Here is a 26769-nt window from a genome sequence, read left to right on the forward strand (position 1 = left end):
TAGGGAAAGGCCCGCCCGGTGCCAAGCTCGGCAGGTAAATCAGCCGACGGAAAACTCTGCCAGATAAGCCTGAAGACGGCGGATCACGGTCGGCTCGCCCGGTGCGCTATCCAATGCGCGTTCGGCCAGTGCCAGCAGCTGCGCCGAATGGAAACTGGCCGCCAGCCCCTTGAGCCGCATAGCCGCGACATGCCAGTTGCCGTCGCAGCGCGCTCGCGCCAGCAGATCGACCTGCCGCGTCACGCTTTCCAGATAGGACGCGCGCAATTCCGCGAAAAGCACGGGATCGCCGCCCGCTGCCGCGGCGAGGGTCGCTTCGAGGGCACCTGCTTCATACGCCATTTCCCCAGTTTAATCCGGAAAGGGTTAAACCGGGGTTTATCGACGCCTCCCGCGTGGTATCCTGGATCGCATGTCTGGGGAAAACAGGATCATCGCGTTCGGCGCGAACGGCAGCGAACCCGTTTCGAGCGGAAATTCGGAAGAACCCATGGAAAAACCGGCTGCTCCGGCCCCGGAAATCGAGGATGACACGTCCGACGACGCATGGCGCAATGCCTGGGTCGCGACCGAGCAAGCCGTGGCGCCGGATTATGACCGCGCGTCGCACTCGCTCGACTGGCTTGCGCCCGCCCTCGCCGGGACAGTCGCACTGGGCTGGAGCGCGTTCTTCCTCTATGCGCGCTGGCCGGATTTCGGCCAAGGCCTCGGACTCGTGGCGGTTCCAGCAATGATCGTTCAGTGGGCAGTGCCGCTGCTGCTGGTCGGCATGATCTGGCTGCTGGCACTGCGCCACAGCAGTCGCGAGAGCCGCCGCTTCGGCAACGTGGCCCGTGCCCTTTCCCACGAATCCGCACAGCTTGAAACGCGCTTGACCACAGTCAACCGCGAACTCAGCCTCGCCCGCGAATTCATCGCCGCCCAGTCGCGCGACCTCGAATCTCTCGGCCGTATCGCCGCCGAGCGCCTGTCCTCCAACGCCGAGCGCCTGCAGGACCTGATCCGCGACAACGGCGCCCGTGTCGAATCCATCGGCGGCGTCAGCCAGGCCGCGCTCGACAACATGGAGAAACTGCGCGGGCAGCTTCCCGTCATCGCCAGTTCCGCCAAGGACGTCACCAACAATATCGGCAATGCCGGCCGCGCTGCGCATGTCCAGCTTGAGGACATGGTCAACGGCTTCAAGCGCCTCAACGAATTCGCCACGGGCAGCGAGCAGCAGGTCTCGCGCCTCGGCAATGTCGTGGAAAGCACCCTGACCGCGATCAATGCCCGCAGCGAACAGATCGGCGTCCTTGCCGACCAGCGCTTCGCCCTGCTTTCGGAACAGGGCGAGGCGTTTCGCAGCCAGCTGGACGGCCATGAAGCCGCCGCCCTCGCCGCGATCCACGCCCGTGCCGCCGCCCTGAATGGGGAAATCACCGAAACACGCGGCCAGCTCGACCGCCACGAGGCAGAAAGCCTTACCTCGCTGCGCGCGCGCCTCGTCGCCCTGCGCGAGGAAAGCGATGTCGTCTCGCGTGCCTTGCGCGACGGCGAAGGCCGTGCAGCCGAAGCCTGGCGCCAGGCCCTCGACGATCTGCACGAAGAACAGGCCGAAGTCGCGCGCGGTATCGCCCGCGCGCAGGATTCCGCCGTCTCTGCCCTGCGCGGATCGCTGGGCACCATCGCCAACGATGCCGACGCGCTCGACCGCGAAATTTCCGCGCGGCGCGACAGGCTCAATGGCGAAACCAGCGAACGCCTCGCCCGTCAGGCCGAGCAGGAGCGCCACGCCATCGCCCGCATCGAACAGATGCTCGGCGACCTCGATCACGCCATTTCCGAACGTCTGGAGCGCCATCGCCTCCAGGCCGCCGCGCTTGGCGAACATGCTGCGGCCGTCACCGGCCAGCTCGGCGAATACGAAGCCCGTTTCGGCGCCATTGCCGGCAACAGCGAACTGCTCGAAACCCGCCTCCGCGGCAGCCTCGCCGCGCTGGGCGAGCGCCTCACCGCCGCGCGCGCCACGCTTTCGGCCACCGATGCCGATGCCGAAAAGCTGACCGAGACGAGCGTGCGCCTGCTCGAACTCATCCAGGGCAGCGCCCGCTATGCCCATCATGACCTGCCCGAGGCGCTCACGGTTTCGGAGGATCGTCTGGTCCGCCTGCAATCCGGTATCGCCACCGTTCTCGAAGCCCTGGGCCAGTCGGCCCGCAGCGGCGCCGAACTGGCGGGCGGGGTTGAGCAGTCCGGCAATAATCTCAAGGACTTCGCCGACGAACTTTCCGCCATGCATTCGGATCTGTCCGAGCACGGCGCGGCCCATGCGCAGCTTCTGAAGGTTCTGCACACCTCGCTGACCGAGATCGACGCTGCGACCCATACCGCCGCCGCGCGCGCGCAGGGCGAACTCAGTGAAGCGATTGCCGCGCTCGGCACCACCATCGATCAGTCCGTCACCGCCATCGAGACCCAGAGCGCCGCGCGCATCGCCAAAGTCGCCGAAGACCTCGGGACCGAGAGCGCCCAGGCCATCGACCGATCGATGCGCACCCGCGTCGCCGAAGTCACCGGTCAGTTGGATCAGGCCGTCGCCCACGCCTCGGGCGCGACCCGCGAGGCGACGATCCAGCTGCGCGAGCAACTGGCGAAAGTCGAGGAACTGGTCGGCAATCTCGAAAACCGCGTGACCGAAGCCCGCGAAAAGGCCGAGGAACAGGTCGATAACGACTTCGCCCGCCGCGTCGCGCTGATCACCGAAGCGCTCAATTCCAACGCCATCGACATCGCCTCGGCCCTGTCGAGCGAGGTCTCAGACACCGCCTGGGCCTCCTATCTGCGCGGCGATCGCGGCATCTTCACGCGCCGCGCGGTCTCGCTGCTCGATGCCGGGGAGATCAAGTCGATCCAGCAACTGTTCGAGCGCGACGAGGCCTTCCGCGAACACGTCAGCCGCTACATCCACGACTTCGAGTCGATCCTGCGGCAAGTGCTTTCCACCCGCGACGGCAATGCCCTGGGCGTCACCCTGCTCTCGTCCGACATGGGCAAGCTCTATGTGGCGCTGGCACAGGGGATCGAGAGGCTGCGAAGCTGACCCAAGCGCCTTCCCCCACAACAAAAAAGCCCGCTCTATCGAGCGGGCTTTTTTAGGGCAGTTGATCCGATTGCATCGGATCAACTGCCCTACGTTTTTGGTTTGCCACATTTTCCGAGTCATCAGGTGATTCCACCTGATTAGAAAATGCTTTAATATCCGAGGTCCTGAACCGGCGGCTTTCCGAAGAAATTGAGATCAGCCACCGTGATCCACTGCTCGGCGTAGTTCACATAATAGAGACCGAACAGCACCACCGCGAGAACGGTGGCCCGCTTGGCGATCAGGCGCGGCCGGAAGTTGACCGGGGCGCTATCCGCATGACCTTTCTCCACGCGAAAGCCCGTAACCTCGTTAGGCGTGCGTAGGCCGAAGGGCATGACCAGAAAGGCGCTGAGGACCCAGAACAGGCCGTAGATCGCCACCATCGAGGTCCATTGCATCGCCATCCACTCAATCCTCCAGCAGCATTACCTGTACTTGCGGCTTCTTGCCCGACCAGCGCGTGGCGGCACGGCGCGCGGCCAGACGAGCGGCCTCGACCCGCACTTCGCGGTCCGACTTCTTCGCACGGCCCAGCGCATCGGCGACGTCGCGCTGGGCTTCCTCGACGAACTTCGGGTAGTCCTCGTCGAGCGGCAGGCCGATCGCCGCCACCTGGACATGACCCTTGCGGTCCGCCGCCACCGAAACCACGCCGTTGAAGGCGATGCGGCGACGCATGACCATGGCATCGCCGTCGGCAGGCGCGATGATGTCGCCGTCGAGGATCAGGCGGCCGGAATGAACCTCTCCGAACTTGCCCGGCTTGCCGGGCGCCAGGCGGACGAGATCGCCGTTCTTCTGGAACACCGCATGGGGAATGCCGCTCTCCAGCCCCAGGCGGGCCTGTTCGCGCATGTGGCGGATCTCGCCGTGAACTGGCAGCAGGATTTCGGGCCGCAGCCAGCCATAGAGCGCAACGAGTTCCGGGCGTCCCGGATGACCGGAAACGTGGATCATGCTCTGCCGATCGGTGACGATGACGATCCCGGCGTCGGAAAGACGGTTCTGGATACGGCCGATCGGGATTTCGTTGCCGGGGATCTGGCGGCTGGAGAACAGGACGACATCGCCCTTCTCCAGCTTGATCGGGTGATTGCCCTCGGAAATACGCGAGAGCGCCGCGCGCGGCTCGCCCTGCCCGCCGGTGGCGACGATCAGCACTTCGCCGCGCGGCAGGTCCATCGCCGTCTCGACATCGACCAGTTCCGGCAGCTTCTTGAGATAGCCGCTAGCCTGTCCCGTCTCGATGATGCGGTCCAGAGAGCGCCCGGCCACGCAGAGCTTGCGGTTGGTCTTGCGCGCCACTTCACCCAGCGTCTGGAGACGGGCGACGTTCGAGGCGAACGTCGTGACCAGCACGCGACGGCCGCGATGCTTCTTCACTTCCTCCAGCAGCCCGCGATAGACTTCGCCTTCGCTGCCCGAAGCCTCGGGATTGAACACGTTGGTGGAATCGCAGACCAGCGCCAGCACGCCCTCATCGCCGATCGCGGTCAGTTCCGCCTTGGTCGCCGGGGTGCCGACTTGCGGCTCGTCGTCGAGCTTCCAGTCGCCGGTGTGGAAGATCTTGCCGAAAGGCGTATCGATCAGCAGCGCATTACCTTCTGCAATCGAGTGCGCGAGCGGCACGTAGCGAATGCCGAAAGGCCCGAGTTCGAAGCGGTCGAGGTGATCGATGACGATCAGTTCGACCTCGTTCAGAATGCCCGCCTCTTCCAGCTTCGCCGCGACAAGGCGCGCGGTGAAGGGCGTCGCGTAGATGGGAACGTCCAGTTCCTGCGCAAAGTATGGCACCGCGCCGATGTGATCTTCGTGCGCGTGGGTGAGCACGATGCCCAGCAGGTTCTCGCGCTCGCCCTCGATGAAGTCGAGATCGGCGAAGACCAGATCGACGCCGGGATATTCGTTCATGCCGAAGGTCATACCCAGGTCAACCATCAGCCATTTGCCCTGGCAGCCATAGAGATTGACGTTCATGCCAATCTCGCCCGACCCGCCGAGCGCACAAAACAGCAGTTCTTTACCTGGAATCACGTCTTCGATGCCCTTTCGGCAAGAATGGCGAGGCCTTCGAGCGTCAGGTCGGGATCGACCGCGTCGAATATGTCTGAGGCCTCGTCGAACAGTACGGCGAGCCCGCCGGTCGCGATGACCTTGGCGGGACGCCCGATTTCGGCGCGCATGCGGGCGATCAGGCCCTCCATCATCGCCACATAGCCCCAGAAAACCCCGATCAACATCTGATCTTCGGTGTTCCGGCCGATCACGCTCTTGCTGGCGGGCACCGCTACGGCGATGCGCGGAAGCTTCGCAGTGTTGCCCACCAGCGCATCCAGCGAGAGATTGATGCCCGGCGCGATGATGCCGCCCTTATAGGCGCCGTTGTAGTCTACCACGTCGAACGTCGTCGCGGTGCCGAAATCGACAACGATCAGGTCGCCGCCGTGGCGTTCATGCGCGGCGATGGCATTGACGGCGCGGTCGGCCCCCAGCGACTTGGGCTGGTCGACGTCGATGTCGATCGCATAGTCCGCCTTGCCGACGCCTGCCACCAGCGGCTCGACGTCGAAGTAATGGCGGGCGAGAATTTCGAGATTGTGCAGCGCGCGGGGCACGACCGTGGAAATGATGATCTGCTCGACCTCCTGCGGCGCGACGCCGCGGATCGAGAGCAACTGCATCAACCAGACCGCATATTCGTCACCCGTGCGGCGCGGATCGGTGGCGATGCGCCAGCGGCCGCGCAAGGTGCGGCCCTCGAACAGCGCGAATACGACATTGGTGTTGCCGGCATCGATGGCAAGCAGCATGGAACTTCCTTCAGGCGAGCGAAACGTCACCGGCGTGAACGACACGTAGGGACCCGTCTGCCAGACGCAAGCGCAATGCTCCGTCCGGGTCAAGCCCGGCAAAGGCGCCCGGCAGCAGCCCTTCCTCGTCGAGCGTCACCAGCAGCGGGGTTCCCTGCGGGTGGGCACGCCGGGTCCAGTCGGCCAGCGTCGCCGCCAGCCCATCCCGGCGCCACTGCGCGAGACGTTCGGCCAGACAGCCGGCCAGCGCTTCCAGAACGGTCTGCGCGTCGTTGTCGTTATCGGGATTGGCGGCGTGGATCGAGACGGTCGCGCGGTCGGGAAGATCGGGCGCGCTGACGACGTTCACCCCGATGCCGATGATGACATGATCGCCTGCGCGTTCGAGCAGGATGCCGCAAATCTTGGCGCCGCCGACGAGCACGTCGTTGGGCCACTTGAGCTGGCAATCCGCATCCGGCGGCAATTGCGAGAGCATCAGGTCGTAAACGGCCAGTGCCGCCACGAACGCCAGGGTATGGACCGAAGGATCGTCCGCTCTCAGCGCAACGATGGTGCTGGCGTAAAGATTGCCCTCCGGAGAGGACCATTGGCGACCGCGGCGACCGCGTCCGGCACTCTGCCTGACCGCACGCAACCAGAAACCTTCCGCGAGGCCCTCCCCGGCGCCGAGGCGCCGGGAAAGGTCCGCGTTGGTCGAAGCGGTCTCTTCGACGACCTCTATCAAAGGCCGGAGTAGAGTGCGGCCGCAGCCGTTTCGGTCAGGTGGCCGAGCCACTTGGTCAGCAGGAAGCCGAGCGGCGAAATGACCACGCACGATCCCACGAGGATCAGCTTGTGCCAGACGTCGCTCTCACCCTTCACCACGTCGGCGGGTTCGTCGAAGTAAACGACCTTGACGACCTTGAGGTAGTAGAAGGCGCCGATCACCGAGGCCGCGAAGCCGATTGCCGCGAGGGCAATCATGCCACCATCGACAGCCGCCTTGAAGACCAGGAACTTGCCCCAGAAGCCGAACATCGGCGGGATACCGGCAAGGCTGAACATGACCATCGCCAGTGCCAGGGCCAGACCCGGACGCGTGCGCGACAGGCCTGCCATCTTGGCGAGATCCTCGACCGGGTTGCCGTCGGCGTCCTTCATCATCAGGATCACGGCGAAACCGCCTGCCGACATCGCGACGTAGATCGCGAGGTAGAACAGCATGGCCGAAACGCCCTGCGGCGTTGCCACCGCGAGACCGACGAGCATGAAGCCGACGTTGTTGATCGACGAATAGGCCATCAGGCGCTTGATGTTCGACTGGCCGATGGCGCCGAGGGCACCGACGACGATCGAGGCAAGTGCGGCGAAGACCACGATCTGCTGCCAGGCCGCAGCCTGATCGCCGAAGGCCTCGATGGCGACGCGCATGGTCAGGGCCATGGCGGCAACCTTGGGGGCGGTGGCGAAGAGAGTGGTCACCGGGGTCGGCGCGCCCTCGTAGACGTCCGGAGTCCACATGTGGAACGGCACGGCGCTGATCTTGAAGGCAAGACCGGCGAAGACGAAGACGATGCCGAACAGCGCGCCGTTCGAGAGACCCTGCGCCATCGAAGCGCTGATTCCGGCGAACGAGGTGGTTCCGGCGAAGCCATAGGTCAGACTCATGCCGAAGAGCAGGATGCCCGAAGCCAGCGCGCCCAGCACGAAGTACTTGAGGCCCGCTTCGGCCGAACGACCGTCGGTCCGCAGGAACGCCGCCAGGACGTAAGCCGCCAGCGAGTTCATTTCGAGGCCGATGTAGAGCGTCAGCAGGTCGGTGGCCGAGACCATCATGCCCATGCCGATCGACGCCAGCAGCACCAGAACCGGATATTCCGCCCGCATCGCCTTGAAGCGGTCGAAGTAGGCAGGCGCCACCACCAGCGACACGGCGGCCGAGATGTAGATCAGGATCTTGGCGTAGGACGCAAAGGCGTCGGCACGGTACTGGCCGAAGAAGGCCGAGGTTTCGGCGCCCATGGCGCCGCCGCACAGAGCGGGAGCGACCAGGACACCGGCGGCGACGAGCGCCGCCACGGCGAGAACGGAGATCAGCTTGGCGGCCTTGTCACCGCCCCAGGCGGCCATCAGGAGCAAGACGAGGCTTGCGATGCTCAGCGTTTCTTCCGGCGCGATCAGGCGCAGCGACTGTGACCAGTCCATCAGTGTGCCCCCTCATGCGCGGTTGCTTCTTCGTGCGCAGGCTTTTCCTTGCCGATTGCCAACTTGGCGTCTCCTTCCGGCTTTGCGCGAGCGAGCCGGGCGTCGAGCGCGGCAATATCTGCGCGCATCGGAGCGATGAAGCTCTCGGGGTAAACGCCCATCCACAGCACCGCGAGGCCGAGCGGGATCACCATAAGGTATTCGCGCAGGTCGAGGTCGGCCATGGCGGCGGCATCGGCATTCTTCTGGTCGCCAAAGACGACACGGCGATAGAGGTAGAGCATGTAGGCAGCGCCCAGGATGATGCCGGTGGTGCAGATCAGCGCCGTCCAGCTCGATGCCTGGTAGATACCGCCGAGGCTCAGGAATTCGCCGACGAAACCGCTGGTGCCCGGAAGGCCGATCGAGGCCATCGTGAAGAGCAGGAAGAACAGCGCGTAACGCGGCATGTTGATGGCGAGGCCGCCGTAGCGGGCGATCTCACGGGTGTGCAGGCGGTCGTAGATGATGCCGACGCAGAGGAACAGCGCGCCCGAGACGAGGCCGTGGCTGAGCATGACCAGCATCGAGCCTTCGAGGCCCTGCGGATTGAAGGCGAAGAGACCGATGGTCACGACGGCCATGTGGGCGACCGACGAGTAGGCGATCAGCTTCTTCATGTCGTCCTGCACCAGCGCGATGAGCGAGGTGATGACGACCGCAGCCATCGACAGGCCCCACACCAGCGGCGCGAAGTAGGCCGAGGCTTCGGGGAACATCGGCAGCGAGAAGCGGATGAAGCCGTAGCCACCCATCTTCAGCAGTACGCCGGCCAGGATGACCGAGCCTGCGGTCGGCGCCTGAACGTGCGCCGCCGGAAGCCAGGTGTGGACCGGCCACATCGGCATCTTCACCGCGAAGCTGGCGAAGAAGGCGAGCCACAGCCAGGTCTGGACCTGCGGGTCGAAGTCGTAGTTCATCAGCGTCGGGATGAAGGTCGTGCCGGCGGTGTGGACCATCCACAGCATCGCCACGAGCATCAGCACCGAGCCGAGCAGCGTGTAGAGGAAGAACTTGTAAGAGGCGTAGATGCGATCCGCGCCGCCCCAGATGCCGATGATCAGGTACATCGGGATGAGGCCGGCTTCGAAGAACATGTAGAACAGGAAGATATCCTGGGCCGTGAAGACGCCGATCATCAGCGTTTCGACGAGCAGGAAGGCCGCCATGTATTCGCCAACGCGCTTCTCGATCGAGTTCCAGCTCGCGCCGATGCAGATCGGCATGAGGAAGACGGAAAGCTCGATCAGGAGCAGCGCGATACCGTCGATGCCGAGGGCGTAGGAGAAGCCCGAGAACAGCTCGTGCCGTTCCTGGAACTGCCACTGCGCGCCGCCGATATCGAAGTTCAGCCAGAGGACGACGCCAAGGGCAAGGTTCGCAAGGGTGGCGAGAAGCGCCACCATGCGGGCCGATTTGGCATCAAGGTAGAGACATGCCAGTGCCGCCGCGAGCGGCACCAGCAACATCAGACTGAGGATCGGAAAACCACTCATCATCTTATCCCGCGATCACCCAGCTGATGGCGCCGACAAGGCCCAGCAGCATGACAAGAGCGTAGCTGTACAGATAGCCCGACTGGACCTTCTGCGCGTAAGTCGAACCCCTGGCGACGACCCAGGCCGCACCGTCGGGACCGAACTTGTCGATCACGCCGATATCCAGGACCTTCCAGAACACCTTGCCGAGCCAGAAGGCCGGGCGAACGAAGATGTTGTGGTAGAGTTCGTCGAACATCCACTTGCGGAACACGAAAGTGTAGACCGGTCCGAGCTGTTCGGCGACTGCCTTGGGGAACGAAAGGTTCTTGATGTAGCCGTACCAGGCGATCAGCAGGCCCAGCGACATCACCGTGAACGGAGCCCACTTCACCCAGGTCGGTACGCCGTGCATGGCGTGGATCAGGTGTTCGTGGAAGACCAGTGCACCCTTCCAGAATTCGCCGGTCCCTTCCGAGACGAAGGCGTGGTTGAAGATGAAGCCCGCAGCCACGGCGCCGATTGCAAGGATGACCAGCGGCAGCAACATGACCAGAGGGCTTTCGTGCGGCTGATAGCCACCCGTACCATCACCGTGCGTCGTATAGGCGGGGCCGACCGCTCCGAGCGCGGGTGCCGCATGGGCATGGTCGTCGTGCGCATGGTCATCATGACCGTGTGCGTGCTCGTCGTGCCCGTGATCGTCATGACCGTGGCCGTGCGCGTCATGGACGGCGTGCTGGATGTGCTCCGACTGTATCCAGCGCGGCTTGCCGAAGAAGGTCAGGAAGACCAGGCGCCAGGAGTAGAAGCTGGTCATCAGCGCAGCGGCGATGCCCATCCAGAAGGCGAAACCGCCGACTGCCGTGCCCGAACCGAAGGCCGCTTCGAGGATCGCGTCCTTCGAGTAGAAGCCTGCGAAGCCAACGAAGCCCGCGATGCCGACGCCGGTGATGGCCAGCGTACCCGCCGTCATCGTCCAGAAAGTGATCGGGATCTTCTTACGCAGGCCGCCGTAGAAGCGCATGTCCTGTTCATGGTGCATCGCGTGGATGACCGAACCGGCGCCGAGGAACAGCAGTGCCTTGAAGAAGGCGTGCGTGAACAGGTGGAACATGGCCGCGCCATAGGCACCGACGCCTGCTGCAAAGAACATGTAGCCGAGCTGCGAGCAGGTCGAATAGGCGATGACGCGCTTGATGTCCCACTGCGTGCAGCCGATTGTGGCGGCGAAGAAGCAGGTGCAGGCGCCCACGAAGGCGACGATGTGCATCGCCGTCTCGCTGGTTTCGAACAGCGGCGACAGGCGGCAGACCATGAAGACGCCGGCGGTGACCATGGTGGCCGCGTGGATCAGCGCCGACACCGGGGTCGGGCCTTCCATCGCGTCCGGAAGCCAGGTGTGCAGGCCGAGCTGCGCCGACTTGCCCATCGCACCGATGAACAGGAGGATGCAGATCACCGTCATGGTGTCGAAACGGGCACCGAGGAAGCCGATCGTCGAACCGGCCATGCTGGGCGCGGCGTGCAGGATCTCGGGGATCGAGACGGTGCCGAACACCAGGAAGCAGCCGAAGATGCCGAGCATGAAGCCAAGGTCACCGACGCGGTTGACCACGAAGGCCTTGATCGCGGCGGCACCGGCCGAGGGCTTGCGGAACCAGAAGCCGATCAGGAGGTACGAGGCAAGGCCCACGCCTTCCCAACCGAAGAACATCTGCACCAGGTTGTCCGCGGTCACCAGCATGAGCATGGCGAAAGTGAACAGCGAGAGGTACGCGAAGAAGCGCGGCTGATCCGGCTCCTCGCTCATGTAGCCCCACGAATAGAGGTGCACGAGCGCGGAGACCGAGGTGACGACCACCAGCATGACCGCGGTCAGCGAGTCCACCCGCAGCGACCAGTCCCAGGTCATGGCGCCCGACTGGACCCACTTGAGGACCGGCACGACGCTGGCTTCGGCGTGGCCGCCGAGGAACTGGATGAAGATCGGCCAGCTCAAGCCGCAGGCAATGAACAGCGCGCCGGTCGTCAGGACCTTTGCGGGAACATTACCCAGCTGCTTGTTGCCGAGCCCGGCGATGATCGCTGCCAGTAACGGCAGGAAGACGATGAACAGGATCGGGTGCAAGGCCTTATCCCTTCATCCGGTTGACGTCGTCGACAGCAATGCTGCCGCGTCCGCGGAAATAGATCACGAGGATTGCGAGCCCCACTGCGGCCTCGCCGGCAGCGACCGTCAGCACGAACATCGCGAAGATCTGGCCCGTGAGGTCGTGCAGGAACGCGCTGAACGCGACGAGGTTGATGTTGACCGCAAGCAGGATCAGTTCGATCGCCATGAGCAGAACGATGACGTTCTTGCGGTTCAGGAAAATGCCGAGGACGCCGAGCACGAAGAGGATCGAGCTCACGACCACGTAATGTTCGACGCCGATCACAGCGAAACCCCCTTGCCCACTTCGGGCTTGACGTTGACGGTCGCCTCGTCGGGACGACGTGCGATCTGCTTGCTGACCTTCTGGCCGCGCGTGTCGCCACGCTGGCGGTGAGTCAGGACGATGGCACCGACCATCGCGACGAGCAGGATCAGGCCGGCCGCTTCGAACAGGAACAGGTAGCGGCTGTACATCAGTCCGCCGATCGCCTCGATGTTCGAGGCACCGACCGGGGTTGCCGCCGTGCCGTCAGGCTTGCCGAGGTTCAGGGCACCGGCCTTGTAGGCACCGATGCCGAGCACCATCTCGGCAAGCAGCACCAGGGCCACCAGCATGCCAAGCGGGAAGTTCTTGATGAAACCTGCCCGCAGTTCGGCGAAATCGATGTCGAGCATCATGACGACGAAGAGGAACAGCACCGCGACCGCGCCCACATAGACGATGATCAGCAGCATGGCGATGAACTCGGCACCGGTGAGCATCATGAGCCCGGCGGCGTTGAAGAACGCCAGGATCAGGAACAGCACCGAGTGGACCGGGTTGCGCGAGAGGATGGTGGCGGCCGCCGAAGCGATCGTCAGCACCGCGAAAAGGTAGAAGGCGAAAGTCTGGATCATGTCCGCGGCCCCCTATCGGTACGGTGCGTCGGCTTCAAGGTTCGCGGCGATAGCCCGCTCCCACTTGTCCCCGTTCGCCAGTAGCTTGGCTTTGTCATAGAGCAGTTCTTCGCGCGTTTCGGTCGCGTATTCGAAGTTCGGCCCCTCGACGATGGCGTCCACCGGGCAGGCTTCCTGGCAGAAGCCGCAGTAGATGCACTTCGTCATGTCGATGTCGTAGCGCGTGGTGCGGCGCGAACCGTCGGTACGCGGCGCGGCCTCGATCGTGATCGCCTGCGCCGGGCAGATCGCCTCGCAGAGCTTGCAGGCGATGCAGCGCTCCTCGCCGTTGGGATAACGGCGAAGGGCATGCTCACCACGGAAGCGCGGCGAAAGCGGGTTCTTCTCGAAGGGGTAGTTGATCGTCGCCTTGGGCTTGAAGAAATACTTCAAGGTCAGCCAGTGCGCCTTCACGAACTCCCAGAGCGTGAAGCTCTTTATGAGTTGTCCGACGGTCATTGGAAGTGTCCGGTAGCCATGAGGTAGCCGCTGACGAGTACGACGAACAGCAGCGATACGGGCAGGAAGACCTTCCAGCCCAGACGCATCAACTGGTCATAGCGGTACCGGGGAACGGTAGCCTTGATCCAGCTGAACACGAAGAAGAAGAAGAATATCTTGAGCAGGAACCATACGAAGCCCGGCACGAGATAGAGAACGGGGATGTCGAGCGGCGGCAGCCAGCCACCCCAGAACAGCGTCGCGTTGAGCGCGCACATCAGGAGCACGTTGGCATATTCGCCCAGCCAGTAGGCGGCGAAAGCCATCGACGAATATTCGGTCTGGTAACCGGCGACGAGTTCCGATTCCGCTTCGGCAAGGTCGAAGGGCGCGCGCTGCGTTTCCGCAAGGCTCGAAATCAGGAACATGACCCACATCGGGAACAGCAGCGGGTTCGCGACGAAACCGTTGATGATGCCGAAGACGTGGCCCTTCTGCGCCCAGACGATGTCGTTCATGTTGAACGTACCCGCCCAGAGAACGACGCAGATCAGGATGAAGCCAATCGAGACTTCATAGGAGATCATCTGCGCCGAGGCACGCATCGCAGAGAAGAACGGGTACTTCGAGTTCGAAGCCCAGCCCGCCATGATCGTGCCGTAGACACCCAGCGAGCTGATCGCGAGGATGTAGAGCAGGCCGATGTTGATATTGGCCAGGATCGCGCCCGAGTTGAACGGGATCACCGCCCAGGACAGCAGCGCCAGAGTGAAGGTCACGATCGGTGCGATCAGGAACAGGCCCTTGTTCGCCGCCGAGGGAATGATCGTCTCCTGGAGGAAGACCTTCAGACCGTCTGCGAAGGACTGCAGCAGGCCGAACGGGCCGACCACGTTGGGGCCACGGCGAAGCGCCATGGCGGCCCAGATCTTGCGGTCGACATAGATGATCATCGCCACAGCCAGCATCAGCGGCAGCGCGATGAGCAGGATGCCGCAGATAGTGGACACGAACCATGCCCACTCGTAGCTCATCCCGAGATTTTGGAAGAAAGCGGTCATTCCGCGGCCTCCGCGATCTCTTCTCCGTGGAGAAGTTCAGCCGAGCAACGCTGCATGACCGCGCTCGCACGGGCGATCGGGTTGGTCATGTAGAAGTCCTTGATCGGATAGGCGATCCGGCCGGCAGCGGAACCGCCGCCGTTCGGCAGGACGCTGCCGTAATCGGCAAGACCTTCGCTGCCGAGCGCAGGCACTTCCGCGATCATCGCGTCGCGCAGCTGGTCGAAGCTGTCGAAGCCGACGGTCACGCCGAAGGCATCGGCGAGCGCGCGCAGGATCGTCCAGTCTTCACGGGCATCGCCCGGCGCGAACACGGCCTTGTCGGCCCACTGCACGCGGCCCTCGGTGTTGACGTAAGTGCCTGCCTTTTCGGTGTAGGCCGAAGCCGGCAGGATCACGTCCGCTGCGTGGGCGCCCTTGTCGCCGTGATGGCCGATGTAGACGATCATCGAACCGGCGAACTGGGTGAAGTCCACTTCATCGGCGCCGAGTGCGAGCAGAACCTTGGGCTTGGCGGCGACGAGGTCGGCAATGCCGCCCTTCTGCGCGTAGCCGAGCATCAGGCCGCCCATGCGGGCTGCCGCCATGTGGAGGACGTTGAAGCCGTTCCACTTGGTGCCGTCTTCAAGATCGCGAACGAGGTTGAACTGGGCCGCGAGCACAAGGCCCGCTTCCAGACCGCCACGGCCGAGCGCCGCACCGCCGAGAATGACCGCCGGACGCTTCGCGTTCGACAGCGCATCGGCAACGTTCTGCGGAAGATTGCCAAGGACCGAGAGGTCTTCGCCAAGGAACTCGCCGCCGAACGTGGTTTCCCACTCGGGACCGACGAGGAACACCTTGGCGCCGCGCTTCACCGCCTTGCGCAGGCGGACGTTGAGCAGCGGAGCTTCCCAGCGCACGTTGCTGCCCGCGATCAGGATCGCGTCGGCGGTCTCGATACCCGAGAAGGTGGTGTTGAAGTTGACGGCGGCGAGGCTTTCGGTGGCGTAGTCCATCCCGGTCTGGCGACCTTCGATGAGCTTCGAACCGAGCGCGCCGACCAGCTTCTTGGCGGCGAACATCGTTTCGCAATCGACCATGTCGCCAGCGACGGCGGCGATCGAATTGCCCGGGTTCAGCGTGGCGATGGCGGCGAAAGCCTCGTTCCAGCTAACCGCGACGAGCTTGCCGTCACGGCGCAGGAACGGCTTGTCGAGGCGGCGCTTGGTAAGCCCGTCGACCATGTAGCGCGCCTTGTCGCTGATCCATTCCTCGTTCACGTCATCGTTGTTACGAGGAAGCACACGCAGCACTTCCCGGCCGCGCGCATCGATGCGGATGTTGGCGCCGGTGGCGTCCGACACGTCGATGCCCAGCGTCTTCTTGAGTTCCCAGGGACGGGCCTCGAAGGCGTAGGGACGCGAGGTGAGCGCGCCGACCGGGCACAGGTCGATCACGTTGGCCGACATCTCGTGCTTGGCAGCATGTTCGAGATAGGTCGTGATCTGCATGGATTCGCCGCGATAGAGCGCGCCAATCTCGTCCACGCCGGCGATCTCTTCCGAGAAGCGCACGCAGCGGGTGCAGTGGATGCAGCGCGTCATCGTGGTCTTGATGAGCGGACCCATGTACTTTTCAGTGACCGCGCGCTTGTTCTCGTCATAGCGCGAAGCACCGCGACCGTAAGCGACGGACTGGTCCTGAAGGTCGCACTCGCCGCCCTGATCGCAGATCGGGCAGTCGAGCGGGTGGTTGATGAGGAGGAATTCCATCACCCCTTCCCGCGCCTTCTTCACCATTTCGGAATCCGTGCGGATTTCCTGGCCTTCGGAGGCCGGAAGCGCGCACGAAGCCTGCGGCTTGGGCGGTCCGGGCTTCACTTCGACCAGGCACATGCGGCAATTGCCGGCAATGCTCAGGCGTTCGTGGTAGCAGAAGCGCGGGATTTCCTTGCCGGCAAGCTCGCAGGCCTGCAGCACGGTTGCGCCGGTGGGGACGTCGATCTCGACGCCGTCGACTTTGACCTTGGGCATTACTCGGCAGCCTCGCGGACGTTTTCGGCGATCCGGCGCTCAAGCTCCGGACGGAAATGACGGATCAGGCCCTGGATTGGCCACGCCGCAGCGTCGCCCAGAGCGCAGATGGTGTGGCCTTCGACCTGCTTGGTCACCTGCTGCAGCATGTCGATTTCCTCGACTTCCGCGTCGCCGGTGCGCAGGCGCTCCATCACGCGCCACATCCAGCCCGTGCCTTCGCGGCAGGGGGTGCACTGGCCGCAGGACTCGTGCTTGTAGAAGTACGAGATGCGGCTGATGGCGCGGACGATGTCGGTGGACTTGTCCATGACGATGACGGCAGCGGTACCGAGGCCCGAACCGACGGCGCGCAGGCCGTCGAAGTCCATCGGGGCGTCCCAGATCTCGGCAGCCGGAACCAGCGGAACCGACGAACCGCCGGGGATCACCGCCAGCAGGTTGTCCTTGCCGCCGCGAATGCCGCCGCAGTGACGCTCGATCAGTTCGCTGAACGGGATCGACATCTCTTCCTCGACCACGCAGGGACGGTTCACGTGCCCGCTGATCTGGAAGAGCTTGGTGCCCTTGTTGTTCTCGCGGCCGAAGCTGGAGAACCACGCGGCGCCGCGACGCAGGATGGTCGGCGCGACGGCGATCGATTCCACGTTGTTGACCGTCGTCGGGCAGCCGTAGAGGCCCGCGCCCGCCGGGAACGGCGGCTTCAGGCGGGGCTGGCCCTTCTTGCCTTCGAGGCTCTCGATCATCGCGGTTTCTTCGCCGCAGATGTAGGCGCCCGCGCCGCGGTGGACGAAGACGTCGAAGTCGTAGCCCGATCCGGCGGCGTTCTTGCCCAGCAGGCCGGCTGCGTAAGCCTCTTCACGGGCAGCGAACAGCGTTTCTGCCTCGCGGATGTATTCGCCGCGAATGTAGATGTAGGCCGCGCGCGCGCCCATTGCGAAGCCCGCGACCAGCGCGCCTTCGAACAGAAGGTGCGGATCGTGGCGCATGATCTCGCGGTCCTTGCACGAACCCGGTTCGGATTCGTCCGCGTTGATCACGAGGAAGCTGGGCTTGGGATTGCCGTGCTGGTCGAGCGGCGGCTGCTTGGGCATGAAGGACCACTTCATGCCGGTCGGGAAGCCCGCACCGCCGCGACCGCGCAGCCCCGAAGCCTTCATCTCGTCGATGATGGCATCACGGCCGCGAGCGATCAGGTCCTTGGTGTTGTCCCAGGCACCGCGCGCCTGCGCTTCCTTCAGGTTCCACGGCTGATAGCCGTAGAGGTTGGTGAAGATGCGGTCCTTATCGAGGAGAGCCATTACCACTCACTCCGATAGTCATGGTTTTCGGTGATCATCGCGACCAGGTTGGTCGGCTCGCCCACCGGTTCGACGGTGTGACGGTCGGGGTCCTGGGTGCCGGCCTTCGGCGTCTCGCCACGTGCCAGCGCGTCGAGCACCGCGTTGAGGCGATCCGACGTGAGGTCTTCGTAGTTGTCGTCGTTGATCTGGACCATCGGCGCCGAGGCGCAGTTGCCCATGCACTCGACCTCGGTGAACGACCAGAGACCGTCTTCCGAGATGTGGCCCTTCTTCATGCCGCGCGACTTGCAGGTTTCCAGCAGATCGTCAGACCCGCGCAGCATGCACGGCGTGGTGCCGCAGACCTGCACGTGGAACCGACCGATCGGCGCGATGTTGTACATCGTGTAGAACGTCGCGACCTCGACGACGCGGATCACCGGCATGTCGAGATAGGCGGCGATGTATTCCATCACCGGGATCGGCAGCCAGCCCTGCGTGTTCAGCTCGGCACCGACCTGGCGCTGGGCGAGGTCGAGCAGCGGCATCACCGCCGAGCGCTGGCGCCCGGCCGGATAGCGGGACACGACATCCTTCGCCTTTTCGGCGTTTTCGGCGGTCCAGGCGAAATTGCCCCAACGGGCCCGGAGTTCGGGCGTGTCGGGTTCGATATAGCGGTCAGCCATGCTTACCCCTGCGCTTCAGCCACTGGTCCTGGCCGAAAAGAAACAACTCAAAGCCGCCGATCGCAGTCACCAGCATCGGCAGCACGGCCGTGGGCTGGAGATCGAGATAGACGGCGGCAAAATACCACACCGCAAGGGCCACACCGGTAACAGCGGCCCAGATGCGGGTCAGTTCGAGCGTGTTGAATTTCATCGGATGAACTCAACCCGCGAGCACTTGTCGCCCTCGAAGCTGTAGACGGCCAGAACGTCGAAAGGATCGACGAGATCGGAACCGTCCGTCGCCGGGCCGCGCGTCACGTGCTCGCGCAAGACGACATAGTTGTCGGTCTCTTCGCGCGAGACGATCTCCGCCTTGTTCTCGGGCCACTTGGCGAAAGCCGCCTTGAGGCCCGAGCGCGTGCCCTCCTTGCCCTCTCGAACGACAGCGCCGCGATAGTTCGCTTCGCTGGCTTCGTCAGTCATGAAGGTCACGTAGAGATCGGCGTCCTGCGCATTGTAGGCGGCGATCATGGCCTCGGCGATGGCGAGCTTGCTCAACGGTCGCACTCCCCGAACACCACGTCGATGGCGCCGAGAATGGCGGTCGCGTCGGGGAGCATGTGCCCCTTCGACATGAAGTCCATCGCCTGGAGGTGCGAGAAGGCGGTCGGGCGGATCTTGCAGCGGTACGGCTTGTTCGAGCCGTCCGACACCAGATAGACGCCGAATTCGCCCTTCGGGCTTTCCGTGGCGACGTAGACTTCACCGGCCGGCACGTGGAAGCCCTCAGTGTAGAGCTTGAAGTGATGGATCAGCGATTCCATCGACTGCTTCATCTCGCCGCGCTTGGGCGGAACCACCTTGCGGTCGGACGAAGCGACCGGACCTTCCGGCATCTCAGCAAGGCACTGCTTCATGATCCGGGCCGACTGGCGCACTTCCTCGACGCGGACCATGAAGCGGTCGTAGCAGTCAGAGTTGGTGCCGACGGGGATCTCGAAGTCCATGCGATCGTAGACGTCGTAAGGCTGCGCCTTGCGGATATCCCAGGGGATGCCCGCGCCGCGGATCATCGGGCCGGAGAAGCCCCAGGCCAGCGCATCTTCCTTGCTCACCAGCGCGATGTCGACATTGCGCTGCTTGAAGATGCGGTTGTCGACCACGAGACTCATCGCGTCCTCGAACAGCTCCGGCAGGCGCGTGTCGAGCCAGTCGGCGATGTCGGTCAGCAGCTTGAGCGGCACGTCCTGGTGGACGCCGCCGGGGCGGAACCAGGCCGAGTGCATGCGGGCGCCCGACGCGCGTTCGAAGAAGTTGAGGCAGTCCTCGCGGATTTCGAACAGCCACAGGTTCGGGGTCATCGCGCCCACGTCCATGACGTGCGAGCCGATGTTGAGCATGTGGTTGCAGATGCGAGTCAGCTCGGCGAACAGCACGCGCAGGTACTGCGCGCGGATCGGCACTTCGAGGTTGAGCAGCTTCTCGATCGCCAGGACATAGGAATGTTCCATGGCCAGCGGCGAGCAGTAGTCCAGGCGGTCGAAATAGGGCAGCGCCTGAAGGTAGGTCTTGTGCTCGATCAGCTTCTCGGTGCCGCGATGCAGCAGGCCGACGTGCGGGTCGATGCGCTCGATGATCTCGCCATCGAGTTCCATGACCATGCGCAGAACGCCGTGGGCCGCCGGGTGCTGCGGCCCGAAGTTGATCGTGTAGTTGGTGATGACTTCATCGCCGGTGGTCGGCGACTGTTCGAGCTGGATGCTCATTTCGCCTCTCCTTCGGCCTTTTCATCGCCGGGAAGCACGTATTCGGCACCTTCCCAGGGGCTCATGAAGTCGAACTGGCGCAAGTCCTGCGCGAGCTTGACCGGCTCGTAGACCACGCGCTTGTCCTCTTCGGAATAGCGCAGCTCGACGTAGCCGGTGAGCGGGAAGTCCTTGCGGAACGGGTGGCCCTCGAAACCGTAGTCGGTGAGGATGCGGCGCAGGTCCGGGTTGCCCGCGAAGATCACGCCGTACATGTCGAACACTTCGCGTTCGAGCCAGCCCGCGTTGGGCCAGAGCGTGGTCACGGTCGGAACCGGGGTATTCTCGGCAGCCGAGACCTTCACCATGATGCGATGGTTCTTCGTCACCGAAAGCAGCATGTAGACGACTTCGAAACGCTCGGGACGCGACGGATAGTCGACGCCGGCCATTTCCATCAACTGCTGGTATTCGTGACGGTCACGCAGCAGGCGAAGGGCGTTTTCGATCTGGTCGCGCGCGACGGTGAGCACGACTTCGCCGTGCTCTTCCTTGGTCGCGAGAACCATGTCGCCAAGCGCGGCCGAGAGGGTCTCGACCACGCCTTCGTTCGACGCGAACTTGGGGGCGGAATGCAGAACAGTCATCGTGCCCTTACCTTTCGAGCGCGCCAACGCGGCGGATCTTACGCTGCAACTGCATAATGCCGTAGAGCAGCGCTTCCGCGGTAGGCGGGCAGCCCGGCACGTAGATGTCGACCGGAACGACCCGGTCGCAGCCGCGCACGACGCTGTAGCTGTAGTGATAGTAGCCGCCGCCGTTGGCGCACGAGCCCATCGAGATGACGTACTTCGGGTCCGACATCTGGTCGTAGACCTTGCGGAGCGCCGGAGCCATCTTGTTGCAGAGCGTACCGGCCACGATCATCACGTCCGACTGACGCGGGGACGCGCGCGGCGCGGCGCCGAAGCGCTCCATGTCGTAGCGCGGCATGTTCACGTGGATCATCTCGACCGCGCAGCAGGCAAGGCCGAAGGTCATCCACCACAGCGAGCCGGTGCGGGCCCACTGGAACAGTTCCTCGGTCGACGTGACAAGGAAGCCCTTGTCGGACACTTCCTGATTTAGGTCCTTGAAGAATGCCTGATCGGGCGGCGTGATCGCGCCGCCCTGAGCGAGTGCCGGAGCGAGAGGCTGACCGGCGGAATTGACGAGCGTGCTCATTCCCAGTCCAGAGCTCCCTTCTTCCATGCATAGGCGAGGCCGATGGCCAGTTCGCCGAGGAACACCATCATCGTCAGCCAACCGGCCCAACCGGTCAGCTTGAGCGATACGGCCCAGGGGAACAGGAACGCGGCTTCAAGATCAAAGACGATGAAAAGGATCGCCACGAGATAGAAGCGCACGTCGAACTGGCTGCGCGGATCTTCGAACGCGGGGAAGCCGCACTCGTATTCGCTGTTCTTGTCCGCGCTGGGGTTGTGGGTGCCGGTCAGGCGCGAAACGCCCAGCGGCAGCAGCACGATCACCGACGAAAGCGCGAGAGCTACCGCGAGAAAGATCAGGATCGGCAGGTATTGTGACAGATCAGTCAATGGTTCTGGCCTCATACCGGATACGGCAGCCGGACTCATGCCATAAGAGCCCGGTCGTTGGGGGCGCTCTTAGGCCAGCCCCCTGCCCTCCGCAAGGGTGTCGAACCGGAATAAATGGCGGAACTCTGCGGTGTTGCGAGTGATTCGCAAAAACCTTTAAGGGCGACATGGTTCGTTACGATGCCGCACCAAGTGGAAACCCGCGAAAGCCGGGAGATCGCGCAATTTCAACGCCAAACCATTCCATTGCCGCACGGATGCAAGAATTCGCATCCAGCTTGCGAAAATCGCCGCAAAGAGCCTCCTTCAAACGCCACGATGATGGAGCATGTTCAGCAGCGGCAGAACGAGAGTCGCCGATTGCATTTGGTGCGGTGCAGCACTACCTCTCCTGCCAAGGATACCTGATTTTCAACGCGTGAAAGGCAACATAATAATGGCCCAGATCTCGGCTTCGGACCCGATTGTCATTCTTTCCTATGCTCGTACCCCGATGGGCGGCCTTCAGGGCGCCCTTGCCGACGTTTCGGCGACCGAACTCGGTGCCACTGCGGTCAAGGCCGCAGTCGAACGCGCCGGGGTCGCCGGTGAGGATATCGAACGCATCTACATGGGCTGCGTGCTGCCCGCCGGGCTGGGCCAGGCCCCTGCCCGTCAGGCCGCGCTGAAGGCCGGCCTGCCCAAGTCCGTCGAGGCCACCACCGTCAACAAGGTCTGTGGCTCGGGCATGCAGACCGTCATCATGGGCGCCGAGGCCCTGGCTTCCGGCTCGCTCGACGTGCTGATCGCGGGCGGCATGGAATCGATGACCAATGCGCCCTACCTGTCGAAGAAGCACCGCTCCGGCGCGCGCGCCGGTCACGATACGCTTTATGACCACATGTTCCTCGACGGCCTGGAAGACGCTTACGAAGGTGGCTCGATGGGCTCCTTCGCACAGGTGACGGCCGACGAGTACCAGCTGACCCGCGAAAACCAGGACGACTATTCGATCGAATCGCTGCGCCGCGCGCAGGAAGCGATCACCAACGGTGCCTTCAAGGACGAAGTCGTTCCGGTCACCGTCAAGACCCGCAAGGGCGAAGTCGTGATCGACACCGACGAGCAGCCGCCCAAGGGCAATGCCGACAAGATCCGCACCTTGCGCGCCGCCTTCGCCAAGGACGGCACGATCACCGCAGCCACCTCCAGCTCGATCTCGGACGGCGCTGCCGCCGTCGTCATGAGCCGCGCCAGCGTCGCGGCGGACAAGGGCCTCACCCCGGTCGCCACCGTGGTGGGCGTCGCCGCCCATGCCCATGAACCCGCCAAGTTCACCACCGCCCCGGTCGGCGCGATCACCAAGCTGATGGACAAGGTGGGCTGGAAACTCTCCGACGTAGACCTGTTCGAAGTGAACGAGGCCTTCGCCTGCGTCGCCATGTTCGCCATGCACGACCTCGGCATCCCGCACGACAAGGTGAACGTTCACGGCGGTGCCACCGCGCTCGGCCATCCGATCGGCGCCTCGGGCACCCGCATCATCGTCACGCTCATCAACGCCCTCAAGTCGAAGGGCCTGAAGAAGGGCGTCGCCTCGCTCTGCATCGGCGGCGGTGAAGCGACGGCCGTGGCGATCGAACTGGCCTGACCCGTCTCATCCGGCTCTCAAGAAGAAACCCCCGTCCTTGCGGCGGGGGTTTTTATTTGTATTTCGCGCTTTAGAAGCGGAATCTCAGGGTACTCCAGCGCCCCAGAGCATCTCCTGCTCCACGAAACCCTTGTGCCCCTGAACGTCGAACGGGCACCACCCGTCCTTGCAGGTGCCAAGCAGGCCGACCACGCCCGGCTCGATCCGCCAGAGCATCGCCGACGAGGAATTGGCCTCTGCCCTCATCTCCACCGGCACCCTACTTCCGGAACCTTTGCCGCCTCCAGCGCCCTTGACGAGCGCCGAGCGCTGGCGGGAGAGCAGCAGGTCCCGCATCCAGCCCTTGGTCCCGTCCGGATCCTCAATGAGGCGCCACGGACCTTCACGGCGCAGGACCTTCACCGGCAGGTGCGGCCGCCGGTAAACCCAGTCGATCCTGTACGATTCCCCCGGACCTACGCGCAGGTTCGCAAGGTCGGTGTCAACCGAGGCCCAGTACGGAACCTTGTCGTCGTCGGCCGCATGCGCGGCGCCGGCCAGGGAGGAGATCGCCACGGCACAGGCCGCCATGATCGACTGTCGAACTTTGCGAGAAAACATCTCCGTTTCATACTCTGTTACAAGAGGCTTCTTCAAGCATTCTTGACCCGCGACCTGTGGAAGGCCTAGCCCGGTTCTCGAGATGACTCTGGTAACCGAAACGCCGCTTGCGCCCAAGCTGACCGGCCGCCCCCGCGTCGTGGTCACCCGCCGCCTCCTGCCTCCCGTTGAGGCGCGAATGGCGGAACTGTTCGATGCCGAATTCAATAGCGAAGACGCACCGATGACGCGCGCCGAATTGGCCGAGGCGATGCAGCGCTGCGACGTTCTCGTGCCCGCCGTGACCGACCGGATCGACGCGGATCTGGTTGCCGGGGCCGGAGAGGCGCTCGGGCTGATCGCCAATTTCGGTGCCGGAACCGAACATATCGACGTGACAGCCGCTCACCGGCGCGGTCTTCTCGTCACCAATACCCCGGCTGTGTTCACCGAAGACACCGCCGACCTGACTTTTGCACTTATTCTCTTCGTTTCCAGAAGGTTCCGGGAGAATTCTCGTATTCTTCACGAAGGCCGGTGGCGTGGCTGGGAACCTTCGGAGATGCTCGGCATGAGCCTTCACGGCAAGCGCCTGGGCGTCGTCGGCATGGGGCGGATCGGCCAAGCCGTCGCTCGCAGGGCCCGCGCCTTCGGCATGGAAGTCGCCTATCACAACCGCCATCGTTTGCCCGAGGCCATCGAGGCCGAATGCACCGCCCGTTACGAAGCGGACCTCGACGCCCTGTTTGCCGGAAGCGATGTGATCACGTTGCATTGCCCGGCGCTTCCCGGCGGCGCACCGCTCGTCGACGCACGCCGTCTGTCATTGATGAAACCGGCGGCAAGCCTCATCAACACCGGGCGCGGATCGCTGATCGACGAGGACGCCCTGATCGCGGCCCTCACCGAAAACCGCATCGCCGGTGCCGGACTGGACGTCTTCGCCCGTGAGCCGGAAGTCAATCCCCGGTTGCTCGCCCTGCCGAACCTCGTTGCCCTGCCCCATCTCGGCAGCGCGACCTTCGAAGGGCGTCAGGCGGCGGGCGAAAGGATCATCGCCAATATCCGCTTCTGGGCGGACGGTCATCGCCCGCCGGACCAGGTGCTCCCGGAGCTCGCCTGAAACGCCGGAAACGCGCGCCCGTGCAATCGCTTGTGCCCGACCGCTTCCCTGTTCTAAACCTGCCCCCCGGAAGACGACCGCCCGCGGCCGTCTATGGGGAACTCCGATGAAGAAAAGCAGGCTCACGCCCTTTTTCGGCGGGCTGGCGGTCATGCCTGCTCCTGCCATGGCGCAGGACGGGCGAATCGATCTGGCGAACAGCGGCGATACCGCCTGGATCATGGCCTGCGCGGCGCTCGTCCTGCTTCTTTTCCTCCCCGGCATCGCACTTTACAACTCCGGCCGCGCCGATGCCAGGAACGGTCTGTCAGTCCTGATCCAGTCGGCCGCCGTCGTCGCGGCCGTGACACTGCTCTGGCCGATCGTGGGCTATACTCTGGCCTTCGGCGACGTCACGAGCGGCTGGCTCGGCAGCGGCAACGCCTGGATGCTGGGACAGCTCGGCAATGTCCGTGAGGGCACGAGCACGCCCGAAAGCGCCTTCGCCCTCTTCCAGATCGCCCTGGCCGGTCTAGCCCCCGCGCTGATGATCGGTGCCTGGGCCGAACGTGCCCGTTTCGGCTGGGTCGTGGCATTCTGCGCGCTCTGGACGCTCGTCGTGCAAGCACCGATCGCCCACTGGATCTGGGGCGGCGGCTGGCTGGCCCGCCGGTTCGGTGTTCTCGACTGGAGCGGCGGCCTGGCGATCTTCGCCAGTGCCGGGGTCTCCGCACTGGTGGTCGTTGCAATCCTCGGCCGCCGGATCGGTTTTCCCGGCGACCTGTCGCAGCCGCGAAGCCCGGCACTTTCGCTGACAGGAGCAGCATTGGCCTGGATCGGCGCTCTCGGCCTCTGCGGAGGCTGGGCCCTCGCTGCCAACGACGATGCCGCCGCAGCGATGATCGCCGCCCATATTGCCATCGCGGCAGCCGGCCTGACCTGGGTCGCGGCCGAACGATGGGCCACCGGCCGCGTCACCGCCGAAGGGATGGCCAAGGGTATCCTTGCGGGCATGGCCACAATCGCCCCGGCAGCGGGCTATGTCTCCCCGGGCGCAGCCATCGTGTTCGGCGTAATCGGCGCGCTCTCAGCTTACCATATCCGCCCGCTCATCCGCCGGAGCCTGCGCCTCGACGATGCCTGCGACATCTTCGCCATTCCCGGTCTCTGCGGAATGCTGGGTTCGCTCCTGCTTGGTCCGTTTCTCTCGATGAACCTCGGAGGAGTCGGTTATTCCGGCTACAATACAATGATATCGCAGGTAATTTCACAATCCATCGGTCTCGGCGCGGTCATTTTGTGGGCAGCTCCGGCAACGGCGATCGTCGCGCTGATGGCATCCCTCGCCTTCCCGATGCGCGTGTCCGAGGATGCGGAACGAGCCGGACTCGACCAGTCCAGCCATGGATCGCAGCCTGGCGGCAACCCGTCATGAAAACTGCTTCCCTACAGAACCTGCGCTTTACGATACGGCACAGCCTGACATTCACCGGCCGATCTCCGCGCACCGACGTGTGGACGTATCTTCTCGCTGCGGTGCTCGTGATCGCCATCCTCTCCAGCGTGACCGCCTGTGCGACCGAAGATCCCGTATCGGGATGGATTTCCCTGGCCATCGGCCTGATCTGCGCGGTCCCGGCACCGGCCCTTGCCGTCCGGCGGTTGCACGATTTCGGACGCAGCGGTTGGTGGAGCCTCGCCCTCGCCGCAGGCGCCGCACGCCTGCTCCTGCTGGACATCCTGCAACTCACTTTCGGGTGGAACGTCCGCGCCGTAACCGAGAACCTCGTCCACTGGGTCGACTGGGCTATTTTCCCCGCTTTCGGACTGACCTACCTGGCCTTGCTCGCCTGGCCGGGATCGAAATGCAGGAACAGCCCCCCGATCGCCTGACGGCTTGCCGACAGACGAACCC

At 64.1% G+C, this 26769-nt stretch carries 27 protein-coding genes and 1 pseudogene; 6 read left to right on the plus strand and 22 right to left on the minus strand.

Annotated features, from left to right (window positions below; translation table 11 throughout):
• Positions 1 to 39: 39 nt before the first annotated feature.
• Entirely contained in the window at positions 40 to 342 is a 303-nt protein-coding gene (locus tag AC4D6D_RS10355; protein WP_147215099.1) for an Hpt domain-containing protein, read from the minus strand.
• Positions 343 to 412: 70 nt separating this feature from the next.
• Here AC4D6D_RS10355 and AC4D6D_RS10360 point away from each other — a divergent pair, with 70 nt between their 5' ends.
• A complete protein-coding gene (locus AC4D6D_RS10360; RefSeq protein WP_491325213.1) occupies positions 413 to 3082 on the plus strand; it encodes a coiled-coil domain-containing protein in 2670 nt (889 codons plus the stop codon).
• 152 nt (positions 3083 to 3234) lie between these two features.
• Here AC4D6D_RS10360 and AC4D6D_RS10365 read toward each other — a convergent pair whose 3' ends face one another.
• The 20 genes and pseudogenes from AC4D6D_RS10365 to AC4D6D_RS10460 form a co-directional block, all read right to left on the minus strand.
• Positions 3235 to 3525, minus strand: a complete 291-nt coding sequence (locus AC4D6D_RS10365) for a DUF1467 family protein (RefSeq protein WP_147215857.1) — start codon at positions 3523 to 3525, stop codon at positions 3235 to 3237.
• A gap of 10 nt (positions 3526 to 3535) precedes the next feature.
• A complete protein-coding gene (locus AC4D6D_RS10370; protein WP_491325214.1) occupies positions 3536 to 5161 on the minus strand; it encodes a ribonuclease J in 1626 nt (541 codons plus the stop codon).
• Positions 5158 to 5937, minus strand: coding sequence for a type III pantothenate kinase (locus AC4D6D_RS10375; protein ID WP_147215106.1), 780 nt, complete (start codon positions 5935 to 5937; stop codon positions 5158 to 5160). The genes AC4D6D_RS10370 and AC4D6D_RS10375 overlap by 4 nt, the downstream gene beginning before the upstream one ends.
• Before the next feature lie 10 nt (positions 5938 to 5947).
• Positions 5948 to 6664: a biotin--[acetyl-CoA-carboxylase] ligase gene (locus AC4D6D_RS10380; protein ID WP_491325215.1), complete on the minus strand. Its 717-nt coding sequence runs from the start codon at positions 6662 to 6664 to the stop codon at positions 5948 to 5950.
• Positions 6661 to 8124, minus strand: a complete 1464-nt coding sequence (nuoN, locus tag AC4D6D_RS10385; protein WP_491325216.1) for an NADH-quinone oxidoreductase subunit NuoN — start codon at positions 8122 to 8124, stop codon at positions 6661 to 6663. Before nuoN ends, AC4D6D_RS10380 begins: the two co-directional genes overlap by 4 nt.
• Positions 8124 to 9659 carry an NADH-quinone oxidoreductase subunit M gene (locus AC4D6D_RS10390; protein ID WP_491327237.1) on the minus strand — a complete coding sequence of 512 codons (1536 nt, stop codon included), beginning with the start codon at positions 9657 to 9659 and terminating at the stop codon, positions 8124 to 8126. The genes nuoN and AC4D6D_RS10390 overlap by 1 nt, the downstream gene beginning before the upstream one ends.
• Before the next feature lie 4 nt (positions 9660 to 9663).
• Positions 9664 to 11772 (minus strand): NADH-quinone oxidoreductase subunit L, encoded by a 2109-nt coding sequence (nuoL, locus tag AC4D6D_RS10395; protein WP_491325217.1) that lies wholly within the window; start codon positions 11770 to 11772, stop codon positions 9664 to 9666.
• Between the two features lie 4 nt (positions 11773 to 11776).
• Positions 11777 to 12082 (minus strand): NADH-quinone oxidoreductase subunit NuoK, encoded by a 306-nt coding sequence (gene nuoK / locus AC4D6D_RS10400; RefSeq protein WP_054437643.1) that lies wholly within the window; start codon positions 12080 to 12082, stop codon positions 11777 to 11779.
• Positions 12079 to 12696 (minus strand): NADH-quinone oxidoreductase subunit J, encoded by a 618-nt coding sequence (locus AC4D6D_RS10405; protein ID WP_491325218.1) that lies wholly within the window; start codon positions 12694 to 12696, stop codon positions 12079 to 12081. The genes nuoK and AC4D6D_RS10405 overlap by 4 nt, the downstream gene beginning before the upstream one ends.
• 12 nt (positions 12697 to 12708) lie before the next feature.
• A complete protein-coding gene (gene nuoI, locus AC4D6D_RS10410) occupies positions 12709 to 13194 on the minus strand; it encodes an NADH-quinone oxidoreductase subunit NuoI (protein WP_086490631.1) in 486 nt (161 codons plus the stop codon).
• On the minus strand, positions 13191 to 14237 hold the full coding sequence (gene nuoH, locus AC4D6D_RS10415) for an NADH-quinone oxidoreductase subunit NuoH (protein WP_147215119.1): 1047 nt from the start codon (positions 14235 to 14237) through the stop codon (positions 13191 to 13193). The genes nuoI and nuoH overlap by 4 nt, the downstream gene beginning before the upstream one ends.
• Complete coding sequence (gene nuoG / locus AC4D6D_RS10420) at positions 14234 to 16252, minus strand: NADH-quinone oxidoreductase subunit NuoG (protein ID WP_491325219.1); 2019 nt, start codon at positions 16250 to 16252, stop codon at positions 14234 to 14236. Before nuoG ends, nuoH begins: the two co-directional genes overlap by 4 nt.
• Positions 16252 to 17553 carry an NADH-quinone oxidoreductase subunit NuoF gene (nuoF, locus tag AC4D6D_RS10425; protein ID WP_491325220.1) on the minus strand — a complete coding sequence of 434 codons (1302 nt, stop codon included), beginning with the start codon at positions 17551 to 17553 and terminating at the stop codon, positions 16252 to 16254. The genes nuoG and nuoF overlap by 1 nt, the downstream gene beginning before the upstream one ends.
• Complete coding sequence (locus AC4D6D_RS10430; RefSeq protein WP_491325221.1) at positions 17553 to 18221, minus strand: complex I 24 kDa subunit family protein; 669 nt, start codon at positions 18219 to 18221, stop codon at positions 17553 to 17555. The genes nuoF and AC4D6D_RS10430 overlap by 1 nt, the downstream gene beginning before the upstream one ends.
• Positions 18214 to 18414 carry a hypothetical protein gene (locus AC4D6D_RS10435; RefSeq protein WP_147215127.1) on the minus strand — a complete coding sequence of 67 codons (201 nt, stop codon included), beginning with the start codon at positions 18412 to 18414 and terminating at the stop codon, positions 18214 to 18216. Before AC4D6D_RS10435 ends, AC4D6D_RS10430 begins: the two co-directional genes overlap by 8 nt.
• Positions 18411 to 18761 carry a nuclear transport factor 2 family protein gene (locus AC4D6D_RS10440; protein ID WP_491325222.1) on the minus strand — a complete coding sequence of 117 codons (351 nt, stop codon included), beginning with the start codon at positions 18759 to 18761 and terminating at the stop codon, positions 18411 to 18413. Before AC4D6D_RS10440 ends, AC4D6D_RS10435 begins: the two co-directional genes overlap by 4 nt.
• Positions 18758 to 19969, minus strand: a complete 1212-nt coding sequence (locus tag AC4D6D_RS10445; RefSeq protein ID WP_147215131.1) for an NADH-quinone oxidoreductase subunit D — start codon at positions 19967 to 19969, stop codon at positions 18758 to 18760. The genes AC4D6D_RS10440 and AC4D6D_RS10445 overlap by 4 nt, the downstream gene beginning before the upstream one ends.
• A gap of 14 nt (positions 19970 to 19983) precedes the next feature.
• A pseudogene (locus AC4D6D_RS10450) lies at positions 19984 to 20595 on the minus strand (NADH-quinone oxidoreductase subunit C); the annotation flags it as partial.
• Between the two features lie 7 nt (positions 20596 to 20602).
• A complete protein-coding gene (locus AC4D6D_RS10455) occupies positions 20603 to 21172 on the minus strand; it encodes a NuoB/complex I 20 kDa subunit family protein (protein ID WP_147215134.1) in 570 nt (189 codons plus the stop codon).
• Positions 21169 to 21543 carry an NADH-quinone oxidoreductase subunit A gene (locus AC4D6D_RS10460; protein WP_021234985.1) on the minus strand — a complete coding sequence of 125 codons (375 nt, stop codon included), beginning with the start codon at positions 21541 to 21543 and terminating at the stop codon, positions 21169 to 21171. The genes AC4D6D_RS10455 and AC4D6D_RS10460 overlap by 4 nt, the downstream gene beginning before the upstream one ends.
• 167 nt (positions 21544 to 21710) lie before the next feature.
• Here AC4D6D_RS10460 and AC4D6D_RS10465 point away from each other — a divergent pair, with 167 nt between their 5' ends.
• Positions 21711 to 21965 (plus strand): hypothetical protein, encoded by a 255-nt coding sequence (locus tag AC4D6D_RS10465; protein ID WP_491325223.1) that lies wholly within the window; start codon positions 21711 to 21713, stop codon positions 21963 to 21965.
• A gap of 14 nt (positions 21966 to 21979) precedes the next feature.
• The gene (locus AC4D6D_RS10470; RefSeq protein WP_147215138.1) at positions 21980 to 23173 is read left to right on the plus strand and encodes an acetyl-CoA C-acyltransferase; all 1194 of its coding nucleotides are present in this window, start codon (positions 21980 to 21982) and stop codon (positions 23171 to 23173) included.
• Between the two features lie 84 nt (positions 23174 to 23257).
• Here AC4D6D_RS10470 and AC4D6D_RS10475 read toward each other — a convergent pair whose 3' ends face one another.
• A complete protein-coding gene (locus tag AC4D6D_RS10475) occupies positions 23258 to 23743 on the minus strand; it encodes an SH3 domain-containing protein (RefSeq protein ID WP_491325224.1) in 486 nt (161 codons plus the stop codon).
• A 112-nt stretch (positions 23744 to 23855) separates the two neighbouring features.
• Here AC4D6D_RS10475 and AC4D6D_RS10480 point away from each other — a divergent pair, with 112 nt between their 5' ends.
• The 3 genes from AC4D6D_RS10480 (at position 23856) to AC4D6D_RS10490 (ending at position 26747) form a co-directional block, all read left to right on the plus strand.
• A complete protein-coding gene (locus AC4D6D_RS10480) occupies positions 23856 to 24875 on the plus strand; it encodes a 2-hydroxyacid dehydrogenase (RefSeq protein WP_491325225.1) in 1020 nt (339 codons plus the stop codon).
• Positions 24876 to 24981: 106 nt separating this feature from the next.
• The gene (locus AC4D6D_RS10485) at positions 24982 to 26289 is read left to right on the plus strand and encodes an ammonium transporter (protein WP_491325226.1); all 1308 of its coding nucleotides are present in this window, start codon (positions 24982 to 24984) and stop codon (positions 26287 to 26289) included.
• Positions 26286 to 26747, plus strand: coding sequence for a DUF805 domain-containing protein (locus AC4D6D_RS10490; protein ID WP_491325227.1), 462 nt, complete (start codon positions 26286 to 26288; stop codon positions 26745 to 26747). Before AC4D6D_RS10485 ends, AC4D6D_RS10490 begins: the two co-directional genes overlap by 4 nt.
• The last annotated feature ends 22 nt before the right edge of the window (positions 26748 to 26769 follow it).

The sequence above is a fragment of the Novosphingobium sp. BF6 genome (assembly GCF_058273105.1).